Annotated in this window: 19 protein-coding genes; 12 read left to right on the forward strand and 7 right to left on the reverse strand. The window is 52.3% G+C overall.

Annotated features, from left to right (window positions below; all coding sequences use genetic code 11):
* Positions 1-213: 213 nt before the first annotated feature.
* From thiL to ACFOLF_RS12500, 4 genes are all read right to left on the reverse strand, one after another.
* Positions 214-1,317 carry a thiamine-phosphate kinase gene (gene thiL, locus ACFOLF_RS12485; RefSeq protein ID WP_210045176.1) on the reverse strand — a complete coding sequence of 368 codons (1,104 nt, stop codon included), beginning with the start codon at positions 1,315-1,317 and terminating at the stop codon, positions 214-216.
* Positions 1,318-1,649: 332 nt separating this feature from the next.
* On the reverse strand, positions 1,650-2,516 hold the full coding sequence (locus tag ACFOLF_RS12490; RefSeq protein ID WP_210045177.1) for a YitT family protein: 867 nt from the start codon (positions 2,514-2,516) through the stop codon (positions 1,650-1,652).
* Between the two features lie 230 nt (positions 2,517-2,746).
* Positions 2,747-2,902: a hypothetical protein gene (locus tag ACFOLF_RS12495; protein ID WP_210045178.1), complete on the reverse strand. Its 156-nt coding sequence runs from the start codon at positions 2,900-2,902 to the stop codon at positions 2,747-2,749.
* A 110-nt stretch (positions 2,903-3,012) separates the two neighbouring features.
* Positions 3,013-3,201: a hypothetical protein gene (locus tag ACFOLF_RS12500; RefSeq protein WP_210045179.1), complete on the reverse strand. Its 189-nt coding sequence runs from the start codon at positions 3,199-3,201 to the stop codon at positions 3,013-3,015.
* A gap of 173 nt (positions 3,202-3,374) precedes the next feature.
* Here ACFOLF_RS12500 and ku point away from each other — a divergent pair, with 173 nt between their 5' ends.
* Genes ku through ligD form a run of 3 tightly spaced genes read left to right on the forward strand, consistent with a single transcriptional unit; the run spans position 3,375 to position 6,310 of the window.
* A complete protein-coding gene (gene ku / locus ACFOLF_RS12505; RefSeq protein ID WP_210045180.1) occupies positions 3,375-4,313 on the forward strand; it encodes a non-homologous end joining protein Ku in 939 nt (312 codons plus the stop codon).
* Positions 4,314-4,355: 42 nt separating this feature from the next.
* Positions 4,356-5,414 (forward strand): ATP-dependent DNA ligase, encoded by a 1,059-nt coding sequence (locus ACFOLF_RS12510; protein ID WP_210045181.1) that lies wholly within the window; start codon positions 4,356-4,358, stop codon positions 5,412-5,414.
* Positions 5,411-6,310: a non-homologous end-joining DNA ligase gene (gene ligD / locus ACFOLF_RS12515; protein WP_210045182.1), complete on the forward strand. Its 900-nt coding sequence runs from the start codon at positions 5,411-5,413 to the stop codon at positions 6,308-6,310. Before ACFOLF_RS12510 ends, ligD begins: the two co-directional genes overlap by 4 nt.
* Positions 6,311-6,397: 87 nt before the next feature.
* On the opposite strand, the gene ACFOLF_RS12520 is transcribed toward ligD, so the two are convergent.
* On the reverse strand, positions 6,398-6,934 hold the full coding sequence (locus ACFOLF_RS12520) for a general stress protein (protein ID WP_210045183.1): 537 nt from the start codon (positions 6,932-6,934) through the stop codon (positions 6,398-6,400).
* Between the two features lie 274 nt (positions 6,935-7,208).
* On the opposite strand from ACFOLF_RS12520, the gene ACFOLF_RS12525 reads away from it, so the two are divergent.
* From ACFOLF_RS12525 to ACFOLF_RS12540, 4 genes are all read left to right on the forward strand, one after another.
* Complete coding sequence (locus tag ACFOLF_RS12525; protein ID WP_210045184.1) at positions 7,209-7,541, forward strand: STAS domain-containing protein; 333 nt, start codon at positions 7,209-7,211, stop codon at positions 7,539-7,541.
* Positions 7,542-7,571: 30 nt separating this feature from the next.
* Positions 7,572-8,051 carry an anti-sigma B factor RsbW gene (gene rsbW, locus ACFOLF_RS12530; RefSeq protein ID WP_210045185.1) on the forward strand — a complete coding sequence of 160 codons (480 nt, stop codon included), beginning with the start codon at positions 7,572-7,574 and terminating at the stop codon, positions 8,049-8,051.
* Positions 8,048-8,830 (forward strand): sigma-70 family RNA polymerase sigma factor, encoded by a 783-nt coding sequence (locus ACFOLF_RS12535; protein WP_210045186.1) that lies wholly within the window; start codon positions 8,048-8,050, stop codon positions 8,828-8,830. The genes rsbW and ACFOLF_RS12535 overlap by 4 nt, the downstream gene beginning before the upstream one ends.
* A gap of 189 nt (positions 8,831-9,019) precedes the next feature.
* Positions 9,020-10,222 (forward strand): magnesium transporter CorA family protein, encoded by a 1,203-nt coding sequence (locus ACFOLF_RS12540; RefSeq protein ID WP_210045187.1) that lies wholly within the window; start codon positions 9,020-9,022, stop codon positions 10,220-10,222.
* A gap of 95 nt (positions 10,223-10,317) precedes the next feature.
* On the opposite strand, the gene ACFOLF_RS12545 is transcribed toward ACFOLF_RS12540, so the two are convergent.
* On the reverse strand, positions 10,318-11,481 hold the full coding sequence (locus ACFOLF_RS12545; protein ID WP_210045188.1) for a PP2C family protein-serine/threonine phosphatase: 1,164 nt from the start codon (positions 11,479-11,481) through the stop codon (positions 10,318-10,320).
* A gap of 94 nt (positions 11,482-11,575) precedes the next feature.
* On the reverse strand, positions 11,576-12,193 hold the full coding sequence (locus ACFOLF_RS12550) for a DUF948 domain-containing protein (protein WP_210045189.1): 618 nt from the start codon (positions 12,191-12,193) through the stop codon (positions 11,576-11,578).
* Positions 12,194-12,490: 297 nt separating this feature from the next.
* Between ACFOLF_RS12550 and ACFOLF_RS12555 the strand changes: the two genes are divergently transcribed.
* The 5 genes from ACFOLF_RS12555 (at position 12,491) to ACFOLF_RS12575 (ending at position 18,118) form a co-directional block, all read left to right on the forward strand.
* Positions 12,491-12,658, forward strand: coding sequence for a DUF1328 domain-containing protein (locus ACFOLF_RS12555; RefSeq protein ID WP_210045190.1), 168 nt, complete (start codon positions 12,491-12,493; stop codon positions 12,656-12,658).
* A 337-nt stretch (positions 12,659-12,995) separates the two neighbouring features.
* Positions 12,996-13,787 (forward strand): lipase family protein, encoded by a 792-nt coding sequence (locus ACFOLF_RS12560; protein WP_379113612.1) that lies wholly within the window; start codon positions 12,996-12,998, stop codon positions 13,785-13,787.
* A 352-nt stretch (positions 13,788-14,139) separates the two neighbouring features.
* Positions 14,140-15,444, forward strand: coding sequence for a sugar phosphate nucleotidyltransferase (locus ACFOLF_RS12565; protein WP_210045191.1), 1,305 nt, complete (start codon positions 14,140-14,142; stop codon positions 15,442-15,444).
* A 95-nt stretch (positions 15,445-15,539) separates the two neighbouring features.
* Positions 15,540-15,767, forward strand: a complete 228-nt coding sequence (locus ACFOLF_RS12570; RefSeq protein ID WP_210045192.1) for a hypothetical protein — start codon at positions 15,540-15,542, stop codon at positions 15,765-15,767.
* Positions 15,764-18,118, forward strand: coding sequence for a glycosyltransferase family 2 protein (locus tag ACFOLF_RS12575; protein ID WP_210045193.1), 2,355 nt, complete (start codon positions 15,764-15,766; stop codon positions 18,116-18,118). The genes ACFOLF_RS12570 and ACFOLF_RS12575 overlap by 4 nt, the downstream gene beginning before the upstream one ends.
* Positions 18,119-18,144 lie beyond the last annotated feature (26 nt).

Consider the following 18,144-nt stretch of genomic DNA (forward strand, 5'->3'; position numbering starts at 1 on the left):
TTTGATTCCACCTAAAGTTTTCTGTGAAACTTCTTGCTATACTTCCTTGGAACAGAAAACACTTCGGAAGCATAGACCTAAAGTTTTCTGTGAAACTTCTTGTTATACTTCCTTGGAACAGAAAACACTTCGGAAGCATAGACTTAAGTTTTCTGTGAGACTTCTTTGAAATACTTCCTTGGGAAACATAGACTATATTTTTTCTAGTGATTGTCAGTCCGTAAAATGATTGTATCCCCGCTTATCGATCCGTGTCCGCTGCTTGGGATACTGGCGGTTTGGGTCAATACCAGCTTTGCCCTCTGTAATCATTTCCACACTCGCTTGCCCTGCTTCCACCTCTCCGATGAGGTACAGCGGAAGCCCCGCTTCCATAAGCTCAGCTTTGGCCGCAGCCGCATCGCTTCCCGAAATGGTGCCTAGGAGCACATAATCCTCGCCGCCATTCAAAATCCACTCCAGCGGTCGTATGCCCGCACAGCTGGCATACGAGGCCATGCTGCCGCTGACAGGCAGCTGCCCTTCGCGCAGCAGGATCTTGACCCCGGAGGCCTCGGCGATTTCCCAGGCCTCGCTGGCGAGACCGTCGCTGATATCATTCAGCGACGATACCGTTCCGCGCGCAGCAAGCATCCGCGCCGCGCGCACCGAGGGCGCCGGCCGGCGGTGAGCCTGCACAAGCGCCGCCGTGCCGGCGGCCTCTGCCGCGGCCAGCGGCACGAACTGCCCGCCGCCCGCCTCGGCTGCGGCGAGCAAATAATGAAGACCGGCCGCGGCCATGCCGACCGGGCCGGTCACAAACACGGCATCGCCGGGCTGCGCCCCGGACCGGCGGATAGCCTTGCCGGCCGTGACGGTGCCCACCACCGTCACCGCCACAACAAGCTGCCCCGGCGACGAAGTCGTGTCGCCGCCAACCACCGCGACGCCGTAATGCTCGGCGCACGCGTACAGCCCGTCATAGAGCCGGCGTACCCGCGCCGGCTCCCAGGCCCTTGGCGCGCTCACCGAGATGAGCGCATGCCGGGGCTCGCCGCCCATGGCCGCTATATCGCTTATATTCGCGGCCAGCGCCTTCCAGCCGACATCGGCTTCCGCCATCGTCGCCCCATTGAAATGGACGGTCTCCACCATCGTGTCGACCGCCAGCAGCCACTGCAGAGCGCCGCCTGATCCCGGCGGCGCTTCCACCACAGCAGCGTCGTCGCCAATGCCCAGGACGACGCCCTGCTCCTTCAGCCGCTCCATGGTTTGGCGGCCATCCGTCCAGTGGCGGATACTCATGAACTCATCCAGCCAGGCCGCCTCCCGTCGCATCCCTCATATATCGCTGCAGTCAGCCGCTGACAGCGATGTCATAACGTTTACCCGGGCTGTCCGCCCGTCAATGACCTTATTATATCGGTCCATTCTCCAGCCCGCAACAACGGCGGCGAGCTTTTATTCCAGGAGAAAACGTCTGCAGCCGCTCTTTGGCTGCTTAGACAGGTTCTTTCCTCATAAGTAGAAGCAAAGAACAGGCCGCATTTTAAACCTTCTTGACTATAACAAAAAAAACAGCATCCGCCTGCCCGTTGAATCCGGACAGCAGACACTGCTGACTGTAGATCTTCTGTTAAATTATGATCTCAAACATAATGGGGATGAGTCTAATGGATATCCCGCTTCTTGAAGCGCCCGCCCTTGACATCGTGAATGTTGCCGACAGCCAGGAAAGCCGAAGGATCAAGCTCCTGGACAATCGATTTCATCTTGGCTTCCTCGAGGCGGGTGATAACGCAGAAGATCACGCGCTTGGAGCCGCCGGTGAAGCCGCCTTCGCCATTCAGGTACGTAACTCCGCGGCCCAGACGGCTCATGATCGCTTCGCCGACTTCTTTAGCCTCTTCGCTGATAATCCAGACCGATTTGGACTCGTCGAAGCCCTCAATCGTAATATCAATCATCTTGAAGGCGATATAGTAAGCAATTAATGAGTACATCGCGCTGTCCCATGAGAATACGAAACCCGCACTGCCGAGAATAAACAGATTGAGGAACATTACCACTTCGCCAACAGAGAATGGAACCCGCTTATTAAACACAATCGCGACGATTTCCGTACCGTCGAGCGATCCCCCGAACCGGATGACGAGTCCCACGCCAATTCCGAGAATAACGCCGCCGACCACCGGCGCAAGAAATGTGCTGTAGGTTAGAGGATTGACAGGATGCAGCAGCTGCGTGCCGATAGACATGACAGCAACGCCGTACAAGGTCGACAAAGCGAAGGTCTTGCCGATTTGCTTATAGCCAAGGATAAGAAAAGGTACGTTAAGCAAGAATAGAAACAGTCCGAGCGGCAGTCCCGTCAAATGGGCAACCATGATGGATATGCCCACAATGCCCCCGTCAATAATATTGTTCGGAACCAGAAAAATTTCAAGTGCCACCGATACGAGTCCGGCACCGATCGTGATGAAGATAATCCGTATCAGAATTTCGAGCTTCGTTGACTTATAATGCTGTTTGCCCATGCCTTACCCCCTTATGATGATGTCCAACCCCATGCCCCAAGACTTAATTTGACTCTTCAAATTTCCCCTTGTTCCTTCATTATACCTCAATTTTGACCGAATTCAAAACCTTTTCGCTCATTATCATCGTTTTTCTGCCATTATTATAATTCCGTTTCCGATTTCTATACGTTTCTGATAATAAAAAACAGCCCCGGCATAAGCCGGGGCTGCTCCTTCCGATAAAAAGCTTAAAGCTTGGGAAACACATATTGAACAAGGAAGTATAGTGCTCCAAAGAAGATAATGATGTAAGCTGCATATTTGATAAATGTAGCGGCGACAAGGCTGGAATCGGATTTCTTTTCCACATGACGCTCTTCAATATCCACGTTGCGATCCACCATTTTTATCATCTCCTGATCGTTGTTGATATGTTCTTTAATACCCAGAATCGCACAGGCACCAAACACATATCCAAACGGACCGGAGATTCATATCCCGGAAAAAACGTTTGTTAATCCTTGGTCTCCGGTTCCATCGTATCCGTTGTCGATTCCTCGATCTTGCCGTTATGCAGGGTAACCTGCCCTCCGCCAAGACCTTCATTGACCATCCGGTCGATATCCATAAAGTAATCTTCCCGGCCTTCGCATAATTTGTCCGTCAATGGATCCTCGTCCTGGCTATTATTAATTTTGGCCATGCCAATCCCTCTTTTCCGGCTGGAGAATAAGTGCATGATGAAAATATGCCCGGTTCGATTGTCTTTCATGCATTCGGGCAATACTGAAGTCATACGCTTTAAAAGCACATGTTTGCGGTTTGTAGCCATAAAAAAAGGCATTAAAATTCGTCATTTAGGGAGGGTGTCTTATCTTGCATACCGTCTGGAAAGGCGCGATCAGCTTCGGTCTGGTTCATGTTCCGGTCAAAATGTTCTCTGCCACCGAAGACAAGGATATCTCCATGCGGCTCATTCACCGCGATTGCGGCAGCACGGTGTCCTATATCCGCAAATGTCCGACCTGCGAAATTGAAGTGGACTGGAATGCCATTGTGAAGGGCTACGAATATGAGAAGGGCCGCTTTGTGTTGTTTGAGAAGGAGGAGCTTGAACAGCTAAGCGACGATGCCACCAAGACGATCCACATTCTGGATTTCGTGGCGCTGGAAGAGATCGATCCGATTTATTTTCAAAAAACCTATTACCTGTCTCCCGATCAGGCCGGAGGAAACGCTTATAATCTGCTGCTGGAAGCGATGAGGCAGTCGGGGCGGATCGGCATCGCCAACATCTCCATCCGGTCCAAAAGCTCGCTTGCCGCTATTCGCGTCATCGACGACTGTCTGGCGATGGAGACGATTTTCTATCCCGATGAAATCCGCTCGGTTTCGCAGGTGCCCGGTTTGCCCGAAACGGTCAACGTCAATGAAAAAGAGCTGACGATGGCGCGGATGCTGATCGAACAGCTCTCCACGCCATTCGAACCGGAGAAATACACGGACGAATACCGCGCACGGTTGATGGACGCCATACAGCATAAAATCGCCGGCGAGGATGTGCGTGTCGCTCCTGAGCAGCAGCGGACGAACGTGATCGATCTGATGGCGGCCCTGCAGGCCAGTCTTGAAGCCGTGAAGCTGCCGCCTGACGCTCCGGGCAGCCTGGACAGCAATCCGTCATCAGGCGCGGCCAAGGCCGACGATTCCGATACCGGATCAGACGAAGCAGCCAAAGATGACTTGGCCGGTAAGACTCCAAGACCGCGTAAAGCAAAAGGCAAGGACTCCTCATCGAAGGAGACTGTATCTTAGCAAAAATCAGCATTAGCCAAGAAGGAGGGGAGGAGCAGCGGGATGGATCATTCAATGGCAGACCAGCACAGGGACGAACTGAAGAGCCTGTTGAAACGTGAAACTACTGCCGGTCCTTCACTGCCGGTTCTCCCCCAACAGCCGATGGCCCCCATTTCAGAGCCCAGGCTCCCTGTTGGAGAGGAGTGGCGGTACCAGTTGAAATGGGACGGCGTGCGCATGCTTGCACGTCTGAGCGACAGCCGCGGCGTTGAGCTTTTTTCCCGCAATCTGCTGAATAAAAATGCCGCATACCCTGAGATAGCCGCTTTACTGGAAGGACTAAGTGAAAAGCTCGGAAGCTGCCTTCTCGACGGGGAAGTGATTTGGTGGGACGGCATACGCCCCCATTTTCAAAAGGTGCTGCAGAGGGAACGCGGTTCGGCCGCCGGCACGGGCGGCAAACGCTCAGCCGCCGCCGCTGGCACAGCAATGCCCGCCTTCGCCAAGTCCGGCGACGGGGCGCTTATTTATGTGCTGTTTGACCTGCTTGCGGACGAAAGCGGCGATCTTCGCCATTTGCCCTGCAAAGAGAGATACCTTCGGCTGCAGCGGTTATGTCATGGCCTAAGTCCGGTCCTTCTCGTGGCCGATGTGTTTTCCGATGGGGAAGCGCTGTGGAATTGGGTGGAGACGAACCATTGGGAGGGCGTTGTAAGCAAACGCTGGTCGAGCGTTTATGGGGAGGGCAAAAAACACAGGGACTGGCTTAAGAAGAAAACCTCCCTGCTGCTTGATGTCGATATTGTTGGTCTGAAATGGCGCAGCGGGGTCCTGGCCAGCCTGGTCATGTCACAGGAGAACACCTACATCGGTTCCGTGTCGCTTGGTTTGAATGACGCTCTGAGAAGTACCTTGGCTGCTGCCTTTCACGGAGATCCCGCCCATTTTGCTGCATCGTCATGTCCTTTTCCCGCGATGCCGGAGGATCTCAGGCATGAGCAGGTGCAGTGGCTGCCGAATCCATTCCGATGCCGCGTTACCGGTCTCGAAATCACATTGGCCGGCCAGCTCCGCCATCCCAAGCTGGTAACTTTTCTGCCGAAGGAGCCTTCAGCATGAGCCGTACAGTGAAAGGGACGATTGTCGTAGAGGGTGTTGAGCTGTCCGTCAGCAATCCCGACAAGCTGCTTTGGCCCGAGATGGGTATTACGAAGGCGGTCTATTTGCAGCGTTTGGCTGCTTTGTCTCCATGGCTGATCAAACACTGCGCTGACCGGCATTTGACCACGATCCGGTTCCCTAACGGAGTAAGCGGAAAATCATTTTATCAGAAAAATAGTCCTACACCTGCTCCTGACTTTGTCCGGACCCGCGAGCATGAGAACATTCACTATGTTGTGCTGGATTCATTGCCCGTACTGCTGTGGCTTGGCAATCTGGCCTGCCTGGAGTTTCATGCTTCCTTCGACCGGATCAGCAATCCCCTGCAGCCTACAGAGTGGGTGCTTGATCTGGATCCATCTCTAGAGGAAGAACCGAGGATTATGGAGGCCGCCGCATTGACAGGGGATCTGCTGCAATCGCTTGGCATCCAATCCACGCCCAAAACCTCGGGAGCCACAGGCGTCCAGATCATTACTCCCGTTATTCCCGATTTGACCTTTGACGAGCTGCGCAAAATCGGAGAGTTTGTAGGCAGCTATCTATCCGATAAGCATCCAGGATTGTTTACGGTTGAACGGATGAAAAAAAACCGCGGCGATCTTATCTATATTGACTATCTGCAGCATTATAGGGGAAAGACCATCATTGCACCTTATTCCCCGCGTGCAAGATTGGGGGCAACCGTTTCTACCCCTCTTCATTGGACTGAAGTGCGGCGCAACGCTTCAATTCTTGACTATAACCTGCTGAATATTGAGAGCCGATTGCGTCAGGAAGGGGATCTGCTTGATCGGGTCCCTGCTCAATCCCTGCGTCCGATCCTCAGCTTTATCGGCTCTGCCCGAAAGTAAAAAGGACGGCGCCGATGAAATTCAGCCCCCGTCCTTTTTACTTGTATCCTCTATAGCCCATCGTCCAATAACCGGATTTAATTGGGCTTACAGAATTGTTTCCGCACCGGATCTGCGGAACACGGCTTCCGCAATTCCTCCGCGCGAGAGATCCGGTCCGCCGCCGGAGGGCTTGTCTCCGTCCGTCTCGGCCGTTACGACGATAGCGCCTTCGGCAATCGCATCGCGGCATTTTTCCGCGTCGCTTCCCTCGATGCCAAGCGCGTGCAGAGCATCCTCCATATCTGTATCATTATCAAGAAAGCCGCCGCCCACCAGAATACCCGCCCCGTACGGAGCGGCTGCTCCGCCGGAATTGATTCCGACACCGCCTGCCGACCCCACTCCAGCCCCGATCACGCCGATGGCGGGAATACCAAGACCATCCTCCATATGCTCACGCGTATCGGCAAGCTCCTGTATTTCATCCGTATGCACATCCGTCTCCGATTCCAGCCGGCGTGAATGCTCCCGGTCCTTGGCTATCACCTTAAGCTCGGTTTTGGAAAAACCCTCCTGCTCCAAGCCCTTTACCGCATCCAGCGCCTGCTGCTGCATTTTGAAGATTCCAATTTTTATGGCCATTAATAACGCCTCCTATTATGATGTAATTCGTCAATTCCCGTTGATTCATCCCTTAACCTGTGTTACCTGTCTTTACAGGTTTGTTTTACCCTCTTTTGGCGAAATTCAATCGGCGGCGGCAAGCAGATTTTTCCTCCTCCGCTTTTTTGTTTCAAGCGCAATGGGCAGGGGTATAAATAGAGAAGAATTAGTAATGAATGAAGTTATTTAGGGGTTTGGGCCTGTGGTATGATGAAAGGACGGCAGGTTCTATTTTGGGTACAGGAGAGGTTATATGAAGCAAATCGACAAGCTGTTTTTACGTACCGAAAATAAAGAAGGCAAATGTATTGTTTATGTCGGAGGCGAGCTTGATCTCGAATCCGCTGCCCAGATGCGGGCAGCCATGTCTCCGCTCGTTGAACTGTCGGATCGCGAGCTTATCCTGAATCTCAGAGAGCTTCGTTATGTGGACAGTACAGGAATCGGCATACTGGTCTCCGTACTGAAGGCGCGCCACGCGAACAATGCGCCCTTCGCGGTGGAAGCCATACCGCCAAATATCCGCAAATTGTTTGATATGACGGGAATAACGCCTTTTCTCCTTAAACAGACCGGGCAAGCATGATTGTTATTAGGAAAGGAACGAGAACACGCCATGAAAGCGAATGAAGAGATTGTAACTTTACAAGTGCCGGCTTCTGCGGAATATATTGACCTGGTCCGTTTGACTCTATACGGTCTTGCGGTCAAGATCGGATTTTCCTACGAGGAAATCGAAGATATGAAGGTTGCCGTTTCGGAAGCCTGCAACAACGCCGTGCTGTATGCCTACGGCGATTTGCCTCATGGCTCTACTTCCCTGCCGCAAAACGGAGGCCCTCATATAGAGGTCCGTTTTGTAAAGAAGCCCGATGCTCTTTCTATCATTGTCAAGGATGACGGACGCAGCTTTGACGCCGCTTCCGCAGCCAGACGGGCTGAGCCCATGCACGGAAAATCGGTTGAAGAGCTGCAGGCTGGAGGATTGGGGCTTTATCTGATGCAGGCCCTCATGGATCAGGTAGAAGTAAATAGTGAAACCGGAACCGAAGTGGTTCTGACCAAACGACTTGTTAAAAGTGGTGAAATGGTATGAATCTGCAACCGGCCAAGCAGCCACAGTTATCCAATGCGGAACTCATTCTGAGCTACCAGGATAACCCGGACAATGAGACGGCAACGACGCTTATTGTCCAATATGAGCCGATGGTTCGAATGGCGGCCGGTAAAATTTCGCGTAATCGGCCCGATTTGTATGAAGATTTGATGCAAGTAGGGCAAATCGCTTTGCTTCGTTTATTCAAGCAATTTGATGTGTCACTTGGCGTTCAATTCGAGCCTTATGCGATGAAGAGCATCATCGGCCATATGAAGAACTATTTGCGTGATAAATCCTGGTATGTGCAGGTCCCCCGCAGAATCAAGGAAAAAGGAATCGCGGTTCAGCAGGCGGTCGATAATCTCACCGTGTCGCTGGAACGCTCGCCCCGCATCGAGGAAATCGCCCAATACATGGAGCTTTCCGTCGAGGAAACGACCGAAATTCTGGCCGGACGGGAATTGTATCACTATGTTTCGCTGGATACTCCGATTTCGGAGGAAGAGAATACAACGACGCTGGGAGATCTGATCGGGTCGCCTGCGGATGACTTCGATTCCGTTGACAAGAAGCTGGATCTTCAGTCAGCGATGTCCCGGCTGAAGCCTCAGGAGCAGCAGGTGCTGCTGCTTGTCTATCAGGAAGGGCTGCCGCAGCGGAACATCGCGGATAAGCTTGGGGTTTCACAGATGAGCATTTCGCGTATTCAACGGCGCGCCATCGAGAAGCTCAAACAATATCTCAATGAGAATGACGCGGATCAAACAAATGAATAGATTTCTTCCGACGATAAAACAATGATGCCGCCGCAACCGGGTAATCCGCGCGGCGGCATTTTATTGCTTTTTAGCCTTTTTCCAGCATTGTCCGGTTACTATCTTATCCTTCCGCAGTTGTGCATGCAGCGTGTTCACGTTATGATGGTAACAATAAAATGCATGAACGGATCAGCAGGAGGCTCGTATATGATGATGCATCGGATGCTCCAGTTTCCAGCCAATTGGGAATGGCACGTGCTTCACAAACAGCGACCGGACGGAGCGGCCGGTCTCGGCCGAAGAGGCAGCAAGTCCCCCTCCCATCACAGAACGAATTCCGAGCCGCACGCAGATGGCAGCAGCTCCATTTCCATAGAAAATTCCTTTTTCAGCAATCAGAATTCAAATGCCCAGGAGGATGAACAAATCCTTAGGGAATTCAAGCAGGCTCATCCCGAGATGGGGAATTGGGTCAATGAGACATTGCAGCGTTCCGATCATAACCATGTGATGGTTTCTGAACTGGAGGATGGCAGGCCGATTCTCTGCGGGACTTTGATGTTTCAGATTACAGAGGATTATGAGGATATTAAGCCTTTTCACTTCTGGATGACGAATCAGAAGCTGGTGACCCTTCACAGCGATTACCGCTTGGCCATCCGGATGCAGCTGGAGCCGTGGTCGGAGAAGCTCGAACGCTGTCAATCCGCCCCCGAAGCCTTCTTCGTGATGCTTACATATATTGGCGAAATCCTTCACAGGGGACTCGATACCTTCGAGACCCGCTTGGGGGAGCTCGAGCAGACGATGCGACACAATAACCGGACAGGACTGATGAATTCAATTTTTGAGCGGCGCTTTGATCTCCTCCACTGGAGCCATTTATTCATCCCGATTGAAGAAATTTATGGCGCTGCCAAAGAAGCTTTCCTCGATGAGGTCATGGAGAAGGAAGAGTTCAAGCGTTTTGAATTCAAGGTGCTGCGGATTCGCCAGCTGCTTGAGCATTATGCCGTTGAAATCGACACGCTGCTCATGATGGATGATTCCATCTCGACCTTCCGCGGCAATGACATTATGAAAACCTTGACGATCTTTACCACGCTGTTTGCCCCTGCCACTGTAATCGGGGCGATCTGGGGGATGAATTTCGATATCATACCTTACGCCCATAATACCTGGGGATTCATTGGAGCCAGTCTCCTGATTGCCATTATGACTCTGCTGGTATATTGGTGGCTGTGGCATAAGGGCTGGACCGGCGACCTGCTGTATGCCCGCAAGCCCAAGCAGATTATCAAATCCTCCGGCGGAACCTTGACGGAAACGAGAAGCGGGAGCCAGGGAGGAACAGAAACACTGCGGCGCAGCTCAACACCTTCCAGATCCTCCCATCGGACAAAGAATTAAGATTCTTGTATCCTATAGGCAAAACAAACAAACCCGGTTACGCTAACCGGGTTTGTTTGTTCACTCCTGATGATTATAGGATTGGCGAAACCTCTTTATTTGATATCAACCAGAACAAGGCAGCGGTCATCGGACCGGTTGGAGTCATTATCCCGCTGGAAGAGAATCTCTTCCACTTCTTCCAACGGCACCGTACTTCCGAAGGGTTGAAGAGCCTCCTTCAGACGTCCCATCTGGTCGTCATCTTCCTCTCCTACCAGATCCAGCATGCCATCGGTATACAAAATCATCCGGTCACCCGCCGTGATGTCCAGAACATGCTTCGTAACCTCGATTTCATCGAATAATCCGATTGCCAGACCTCCCTGCCGGAAGGCTTCGACCTGTCCGCCGCCGCGGACGATCATACCCGGCGGATGGCCGGCGTTCACATATTCAATGGTTCCCTTCTCCAAATCAACCAGCGCGTACAGCGCGGTAAAATAATACTGGATCAGCTGATCGGCAAACTGCAGCTGCTGCGACCGCCGGTTCAGCTCCTGAATGACCTGCTCCGGCTCTACGAGCTTCGTCATCGCCTCCTGCATGACGGAAGCGATGAACATGCATACAAGGGATGAGGAAATGCCGTGACCCATGGCGTCGATGACAGCGATGCCATACCTTTTGTCATCAATCCGGTTCCATGCATACAAATCGCCGGACAGCTCTTCGGAAGGCCTGAAAATGGCGTTGATGGCAATGCGGTCATCCTCTACCCGCTGGGGCAGCGCAGCGCTCTGAACCTCTCTCGCCAGCTGCAACTCTTCCCTGACTCTGCGATCACGCTCTTTATGCCAATCCTTCTGCTCCTTGAGCCTGAGCGCTACCCGGATACGGGCGAGCAGTTCAATCCTGTTGATCGGCTTGGTGACATAATCAATGGCTCCGGCATCAAGCGCCTCCGCCAGTTTCTTGGAATCGCCGATCGCCGTTACCATAATAATCGGAATATCCCGAAGCCGCGGTGACTGTGATATGGCATGGCAGGCGGTGATTCCATCCACCCCCGGCATCATCATATCCAGAAGAATCAGATCGATTCCGTTATCGTCGGCAGCGGAATCCTCTGGCTCCTGGCCCTGCGCGTTCAATCCCAATAAGCCAAATAATTCTGTTCCGGATGCCGCCGCCCAAACATTGGTGTAGCCGGCACGCTTGAGAATTTCCTGTACAACCGTAATATTCATCGGATTATCGTCAACGACAACAATTCGCATCTTCCATCTCCTAGCAGAACGTTCATCTTTGTTCCGTTCATTATCCTACTTGCGTCCTTGTCTTATCATAACCTTTTGGAGCTTACTTCCGCCACTAGCGCCTGGCAATCAGTTTGGCTACGTGAACTCCCGTTTCCATCCATGCCAGCCAGGCCGGTGTGGATTGCGGCTCTGCGGTTGTATGGAGATAACCGCTCTTATCCAGCGGAGCCTCCTCCATCCAATTCGTTGATGCTCCTTCTGCTGTCACGGCAGTCTGCATGCCTGCTGTCTCCCCGCCTGTAAGCCCGGCGCCGGTATTTACGGCACTATATGCCGCATTGCGTTTGGCCTCTGCATCCCGGGCCGCCTTGGCAGCATCCTTCACAGCAGCGGCCTCCGCCCGTCTGCGCAGCTTTGCAGACCAGAGGGAAGAGAAGTTGTGGGCGACGCCTGCCACTTCATGAAGCGCCTCTCCCGTCTCGCGGACAGTAGCCATCAGCGGCTCAATGGAGCCGATCTGCTCATCCACGCGGTCTGTCAGCTTCCGTGCGCTGCCGACAAGCTCTCCGATGTCATCCTTCCATCCATGAACCGCCAGTTGGACCTCCTGCAGCGTTTTGCCTGCCGCATCGAGGGAGGTCTGGACCTTCTTGAGGGTCTGGACCAGAAAGATAGCCAAAACAGCTACAGACAACCCTATTAAAATCATCGCAATATCAGTTCCGCTCATACACTTATTCCTCCTAATTGTTCACGAAAATCATCCGTGCTTTTTGCTGCTGATCCGGTTTTCTGCATCTTTAGCATGAGGGATCTGCGGCGCAGCATGCAACCGCTTGTTACATTCGTTTACCCCCGCCTATCCGATTTGAATCTTATGTTTCAACTCTCACACAAGGCGGTTAAAGTCCGATCAGACATGGACGAGCCAGGCTCTTGCCGGCAGCAGAATGGACAAGCAGCCCCTTGGCTCCCATGGAATCTGCTCAAAGATTGCGATCATAATAGGAAAGGATTGGTGTTTCATATGTTGCGATATGCAGCCATCTTCTTCATTGTTGCGATAATAGCGGCTATCTTCGGATTTGGGGGAATTGTTGAATCCGCAGCTGGAATCGCTAAGGTCCTGTTCTTTATTTTCATCGTCCTGTTCGTCATCTCCCTCATCACGGGAAGAAGAAACACATCAGTCTGATTCGCTTGTTTATCGGCCAAAGACGATATTCAGGACGATAATCAGCAAGAAGAAACGGCTGCCGCCGTCCTTTTGGCGGTGCAGCAAGTTTCTTCCCTTAGAAATATAAGAAAAGGATCGAGAAGTTTTATACTTTCTTAATATTTGAACAGAGATCTCTTCTTGTGTTCATGGAAGCTCCATCAACCATGACACCAAGGAGAGATTTCTTTTTGTCCAATTATAAGAAAGGATATCTTCCCGGCTTCTCCTTTCCTCCACTGCCTGCTTTCATCTGCATCCGCATAAACCTATCGGCCTGTATGGGCATACACTACGGTAGGGAGAGTGAAAGGCAATGGACTATAACGGAGAGATGAATCTTCACACCGCTATCTTTCTGGCAGCCGTCTGCGGACAGACCTATATGCAGTATGAGAATCATCAGGAGCTTTTTCTGGTTCCCGCCACCTACCGTGTGGTGGGCTCCTTCAATGCCGCTGTATTCAGCGATATCGGGGAGCCGTTCGGGTTTCTTATTGAATCCGATCATGCCGCCGTGCTCGCTTTCCGCGGCACCAGCTCCGCAACGGACTGGGTAACCGATTTGATTGCGCAGCAGACGGTGTTCAAGCCCGTCAATGAACAGTGTCTCACCCACAAAGGATTTACGGACGTTTATATGTCCGCCAGAGATCAAATTTTCAGCCTGCTTGATCGTCTTCAGGACAGTAAACCGCTTTTCATAACGGGACACAGCCTTGGAGGAGCGCTCGCTACCTTGGCAGCTCTGGACATCGTCACCAACCGTTCCCATAATCAGCTGGTTGTATATACCTTCGGAGCTCCGCGCGTCGGTTCGCCTTCATTCGCCGTCTACTACAACAAGCACGTCCCCATTAACATCCGCGTCCAAAATGTATTTGATATTGTCCCGCATCTCCCACCGCTCATTTATCAGCCTCCCAAATCAGAAAATATCTATTACTATCTTCATGTGAAAGGGGAGTCCAGACGCAGCTTCCGTAAGGGTTCCGTGAGCGGCAACCATATTTTAAGCAGTTATTTTGCCAATCTGGCCGTTGAGGATCCTGTATTTGCCTCTTCCCTGTGCAGCGCTCCTCCTGGATGGTGCCCTGTATTTATTTGAATAAGGTCCTGACAAATCGCCATTGCGAATATTTACCAATAAATTACACTATTGATTATTTCAATCGCTTCTTTTTTTAATTAGAAAAATGAGATACAATTAACCTGTTGCTGTCAGAATAAAGCATATTTTATCGATTTTCAGCTCCAGAATTAGGAAATTAGAACTACTTATAATAGTATCCCTCCATCCTTTCTATTCCCATACTTGCAGCTGAAATAATTTTAATTTGCGAATTATGCATTGATTTCATTCTATACTACGCCTATTAATTCCATTTAATATTTTGATAATGCTATATTTCTATTTTATTTTTTATAATTACTATTATTTCCAGTGCGATGGAGGCAACATGAAAATTATTTTACTTTCCGGCGGCTCCGGAAAAAGACTATGGCCTCTTTCATCCGAGAGCAGATCCAAGCAATTTTTACAGCTCCTTCAGGACCAGGATGGGCAGCAAATCTCCATGGTCCAGCATACGATGAACCACCTCAAGCAGCTCGGACTCGACCATGAGGTCGTTGTTGCAGCATCCGCCCGGCAAGTGGAGCTTCTGCACAAGCAGCTCGGGACACATATTCAATCCACTGTTGAACCGGAAAGAAAAGATACATATCCTGCCATTTTGCTCAGCTGCGCTTATCTGGCCACAGAAATGAAAACATCCCCGGATGAGACGGTTATCGTCCTCCCCGTTGATCATCATACGGAACTGATTTTTTATCAGAAGCTGTTTGAGCTGGATAAGCTGATTCAATCGGAATCTGCCCGGCTGGGCTTGATCGGCATTCGTCCGTCCACTCCCTCCGGCAAGTTCGGCTACATCTTGCCGGAGGAACAGACAGGGGAGCCGGGAGAACCTGTTGCCATCCGGGAATTCATCGAAAAGCCTGAAGAGGCTCATGCCCTTGCATTGATCAACCAGGGCGCCCTGTGGAACTGCGGCGTATTCGCATTCAGGCTGTCCTCCATGATCAAGGAAATCACCAAACGCGGCCTTCCAACGGATTATGGCGAGCTGCGCGGGCAGTATGCTCTTCTTCCCGCCATCAGCTTCGATTATGAAGTTGTGGAGCGCGAGACGAGCCTCTCCGCTCTCGTATACGATGGCATCTGGTCGGATATGGGGACCTGGGATGCGCTGTCCCATTCGATGGATAATGCGATTTATGGAGCAGGCTTGCTGGATCACAACTGCATGAATACGAATGTGATCAACGAGCTGCCTGTTCCGGTGCTGGTTACCGGAGTGAATGATGCTGTTGTCGTTGCGGGCCACGATGGCATTCTTGTGGCCGGCAAACATGCCTCCGGCGGGCTCAAGCCGCTTCTCGAGCTTATGCAGGGACAAGCCCGGGATGCCGGCGGAGATACCAGCTATGGCTGGACCCGGACAGTGGATATGATCGTTGCCGATGGGCACATCGCCGCGCGGACACAACGCCTTCATGTTATAGCAGGCGGACAGATAGACTGTACAGCGCGGGAGACGGCAGCCATTACATGGGTGCTGCTGACAGGCAATGGCTCTTATCTTTATTCCGGGGAAAACCGGGCTCTTTCGGAAGGACAGAATGTCCAGCCGCTGCCGGGCGGTGTCTTCCAGGCTGACACCAGCTGTGATCTGCTCGAAATCAGGGTGACCCCGGCCTGATGCCGGACTTGCTACTGTTATCTTTCCGGGAATCAAATGAAGTGTATACAATGCTCTGTTATGCCTCATGCGAGGAAGAGCTTTAGGAGGTTCAAATGAAATACCGCCGGTCCCTGTTTGGCTATCGTCCTGAAGATGTCCAGCGTCAGCTGGAACTATATAGGCTTGAACAGGAAATTACGCAAGATCTGCATGAAAAAGAGCGGATTGATTACGAGATTCTTTTTGCAGCGAAGCAAGTTGAGGTGGAACGGCTGCGGGCCGGGCTGGCGGATGCGCTCGCCCTGGAACGTCAGCTGATCGAAGGGAATGAGCCGCTATGATACGGCTGAGGACTCAGTGGACAGGCGTTAACAGAAGCTTCGCCAAGCATATTCTTGCGCGTGAAAAGGCAGCCATGGATGAGAAGAAGCTGCTGCTGTCCAGTCAGCGCGAAGCACAGGCATTGGCTGTCAGGCGGCTTGAACTGGAAGCCGATGAGCTGGCCAAACGGCTGGAGCTGACCCATGCCCGCATTGAGGATTTGAGAGCTGTTCAAGCTGCAAGGCAGTCCCGTCCGTCTGCAGAAGAGGATGCTTACTCGCAGCAGGCGGCATCATCGGACAAGCCGGCGGCAGTGCTTCGCATGGGCGATCAGCTTGTCCACGACGGGCTGATCAGCGCAGCCCAGCTCCAGGCGGCCATGGCCTCGCAGAGAAGTCATGGCGGACGGCTTGGCGATATACTCATAGATATGGGATTCATTGCTGAAGCACAGCTTCAGCAGACCTTCCACGAGCAGCCGCGCAAAGGCAAGCTCGGGGACCTGCTGATCGAGGCGGGTCTTGTTACGCCTGAAAATCTCGAGAAAGCGCTGGCCTTCCAGATCAAAAGCGGAGGACTGCTGGGTGACATTCTGCTTTCGCTTCAGCTGATCGAGCCGGAGACGCTCTACAGGGCGATCGCCACGCAAAATAATATCGGCCGGATCGGCAGCGAGCTCAGCATCAACACGCCCGTACGTTTATCGGAGGCGCTTGCCCGAAGCTATGAGGTCATCGTCATTCACCAATATATGAACCGGTTCCTCGTTGCGGTCAGCGGGCCGTTGACTGCGGATCAGAGTGCCGAGGTACAGCGGCTGCTTGGCCTGCCGATCGAGCAGGTCCTGGCCACCAAGGATGAGATGGAACGCTTCTGGCTGCAAGTCTACGGCTCCGAGATGCTTCACGAGAGTACCTCGAAGCTTGCCGATGAACAGCCGCATAATTCGGCGATTACCACCTTTACAAGGACGCAGATCGGCGGCTTTATTGTCATTGGCCTGATTGCCGTCATCGGTCTGCTCGTCCGTTTCTGGGCAACGCTGCTCACGCTTAATCTGATCGTCCAGCTCTTTTATTTTGTGATGTCCATCTTCAAATTCACGGTTATTATGTACGGTTCCCGCCGCGGCTCCCAGTTCCGCTTCACGCCCGAGGATATTGCGGCCATCGATGAGCGGGAGCTGCCGGTCTATACGATTCTGGTTCCCATGTACAGGGAAGCCCGGGTATTACCGCATCTGCTGCATAATCTGGAGCAGCTTGATTATCCGAAAGCCAAGCTCGATGTGCGCCTCCTGATCGAGGAAGATGATGATGAGATGCGCACGATTCTGCAGGAGATGAAGCTGCCAGCCTATTATACGGTATTGGTCGTGCCTGACGGCTTGCCCAAAACCAAGCCGAAGGCGTGCAACTATGGACTCATTCGCGCCCGCGGCGAATATGTCGTTATTTTCGATGCCGAGGACCAGCCGGATCCCGATCAGCTGAAGAAGGTTTTTCTGACCTTCAAGCAATGCCCGGATAATTATGCCTGCATTCAAGCCAAGCTGAACTATTTCAACAGTGACCAGAATCTGCTGACACGCTGGTTCACGCAGGAATACAGCATGTGGTTCGAGCTGCTGCTTCCCGGCATCATGCAGCTGGATGTGCCGATTCCGCTCGGCGGAACATCCAATCATTTCAAGATGTCCGTACTGAAGGAACTGGGTGCCTGGGACCCGTTCAATGTAACGGAGGATGCCGATCTTGGTATCCGCTTGTACAAGCATGGCTACAAAACCGCTATCGTGGATTCACGGACCTGGGAGGAAGCAAACAGCAGAACAGGCGGCTGGATTCGTCAACGATCCCGATGGATCAAAGGTTATATGCAGACCTGGCTTGTGCATATGCGCAATCCGGTCAGGCTTTTTCGCGAGATCGGCTTTAAAGGGTTCATCGGCTTCCAGGTGATGATACTGGCTACACCGCTGCTGCCGCTCCTGAATCCGATATTCTGGCTAATGCTCATACTCTGGTTTGGCTGGGAGCTTTCGGTCATTGGCGATTTTTTCCCAGGCTTCATCTACTATCTGGCCAGCATCGAATTTTATATCGGCAACTTCCTGTTTATCTTCAGCAATGTGGCCGGCGTGTACTGGGTCATCCATGAGCTGGAGAGCAACGAAGAGCGGATCTTCTCGTACAAGCTTGTTCGGTACGCTCTGCTGACACCGGTTTACTGGGTGCTCATGAGTATCGCTGCGCTCAAGGCAGCCTGGCAGCTGGTAACCAACCCTTTTTACTGGGAAAAGACAGAGCACGGGCTGACCGGGTCCCCCGCTCCCTCCGAAACAGGCAAGTCTTTGGATTCGGCGGGCTAGATGCCATTCATTATGATTTGCAAAAC

Source organism: Paenibacillus sepulcri (assembly GCF_042647105.1).
GTDB classification, from domain to species: domain Bacteria; phylum Bacillota; class Bacilli; order Paenibacillales; family Paenibacillaceae; genus Paenibacillus_Z; species Paenibacillus_Z sepulcri.

Excerpts from the sequence above, each read along its gene's own strand:
- ACFOLF_RS12555 (WP_210045190.1), top strand. The coding sequence starts at position 12,491 with ATGTTGCGATATGCAGCCATCTTCTTCATTGTTGCGATAATAGCGGCT.
- ACFOLF_RS12540 (WP_210045187.1), top strand. The coding sequence starts at position 9,020 with ATGATGATGCATCGGATGCTCCAGTTTCCAGCCAATTGGGAATGGCAC.
- ACFOLF_RS12560 (WP_379113612.1), top strand. The coding sequence starts at position 12,996 with ATGGACTATAACGGAGAGATGAATCTTCACACCGCTATCTTTCTGGCA.
- ACFOLF_RS12520 (WP_210045183.1), bottom strand. The coding sequence starts at position 6,934 with ATGGCCATAAAAATTGGAATCTTCAAAATGCAGCAGCAGGCGCTGGAT.
- ACFOLF_RS12545 (WP_210045188.1), bottom strand. The coding sequence starts at position 11,481 with ATGCGAATTGTTGTCGTTGACGATAATCCGATGAATATTACGGTTGTA.
- ACFOLF_RS12550 (WP_210045189.1), bottom strand. The coding sequence starts at position 12,193 with ATGAGCGGAACTGATATTGCGATGATTTTAATAGGGTTGTCTGTAGCT.
- ACFOLF_RS12565 (WP_210045191.1), top strand. The coding sequence starts at position 14,140 with ATGAAAATTATTTTACTTTCCGGCGGCTCCGGAAAAAGACTATGGCCT.
- ACFOLF_RS12495 (WP_210045178.1), bottom strand. The coding sequence starts at position 2,902 with ATGGTGGATCGCAACGTGGATATTGAAGAGCGTCATGTGGAAAAGAAA.
- ACFOLF_RS12500 (WP_210045179.1), bottom strand. The coding sequence starts at position 3,201 with ATGGCCAAAATTAATAATAGCCAGGACGAGGATCCATTGACGGACAAA.
- ACFOLF_RS12575 (WP_210045193.1), top strand. The coding sequence starts at position 15,764 with ATGATACGGCTGAGGACTCAGTGGACAGGCGTTAACAGAAGCTTCGCC.
- ligD (WP_210045182.1), top strand. The coding sequence starts at position 5,411 with ATGAGCCGTACAGTGAAAGGGACGATTGTCGTAGAGGGTGTTGAGCTG.
- ACFOLF_RS12535 (WP_210045186.1), top strand. The coding sequence starts at position 8,048 with ATGAATCTGCAACCGGCCAAGCAGCCACAGTTATCCAATGCGGAACTC.
- ACFOLF_RS12490 (WP_210045177.1), bottom strand. The coding sequence starts at position 2,516 with ATGGGCAAACAGCATTATAAGTCAACGAAGCTCGAAATTCTGATACGG.
- rsbW (WP_210045185.1), top strand. The coding sequence starts at position 7,572 with ATGAAAGCGAATGAAGAGATTGTAACTTTACAAGTGCCGGCTTCTGCG.
- thiL (WP_210045176.1), bottom strand. The coding sequence starts at position 1,317 with ATGCGACGGGAGGCGGCCTGGCTGGATGAGTTCATGAGTATCCGCCAC.
- ACFOLF_RS12510 (WP_210045181.1), top strand. The coding sequence starts at position 4,356 with ATGGATCATTCAATGGCAGACCAGCACAGGGACGAACTGAAGAGCCTG.
- ACFOLF_RS12525 (WP_210045184.1), top strand. The coding sequence starts at position 7,209 with ATGAAGCAAATCGACAAGCTGTTTTTACGTACCGAAAATAAAGAAGGC.
- ACFOLF_RS12570 (WP_210045192.1), top strand. The coding sequence starts at position 15,540 with ATGAAATACCGCCGGTCCCTGTTTGGCTATCGTCCTGAAGATGTCCAG.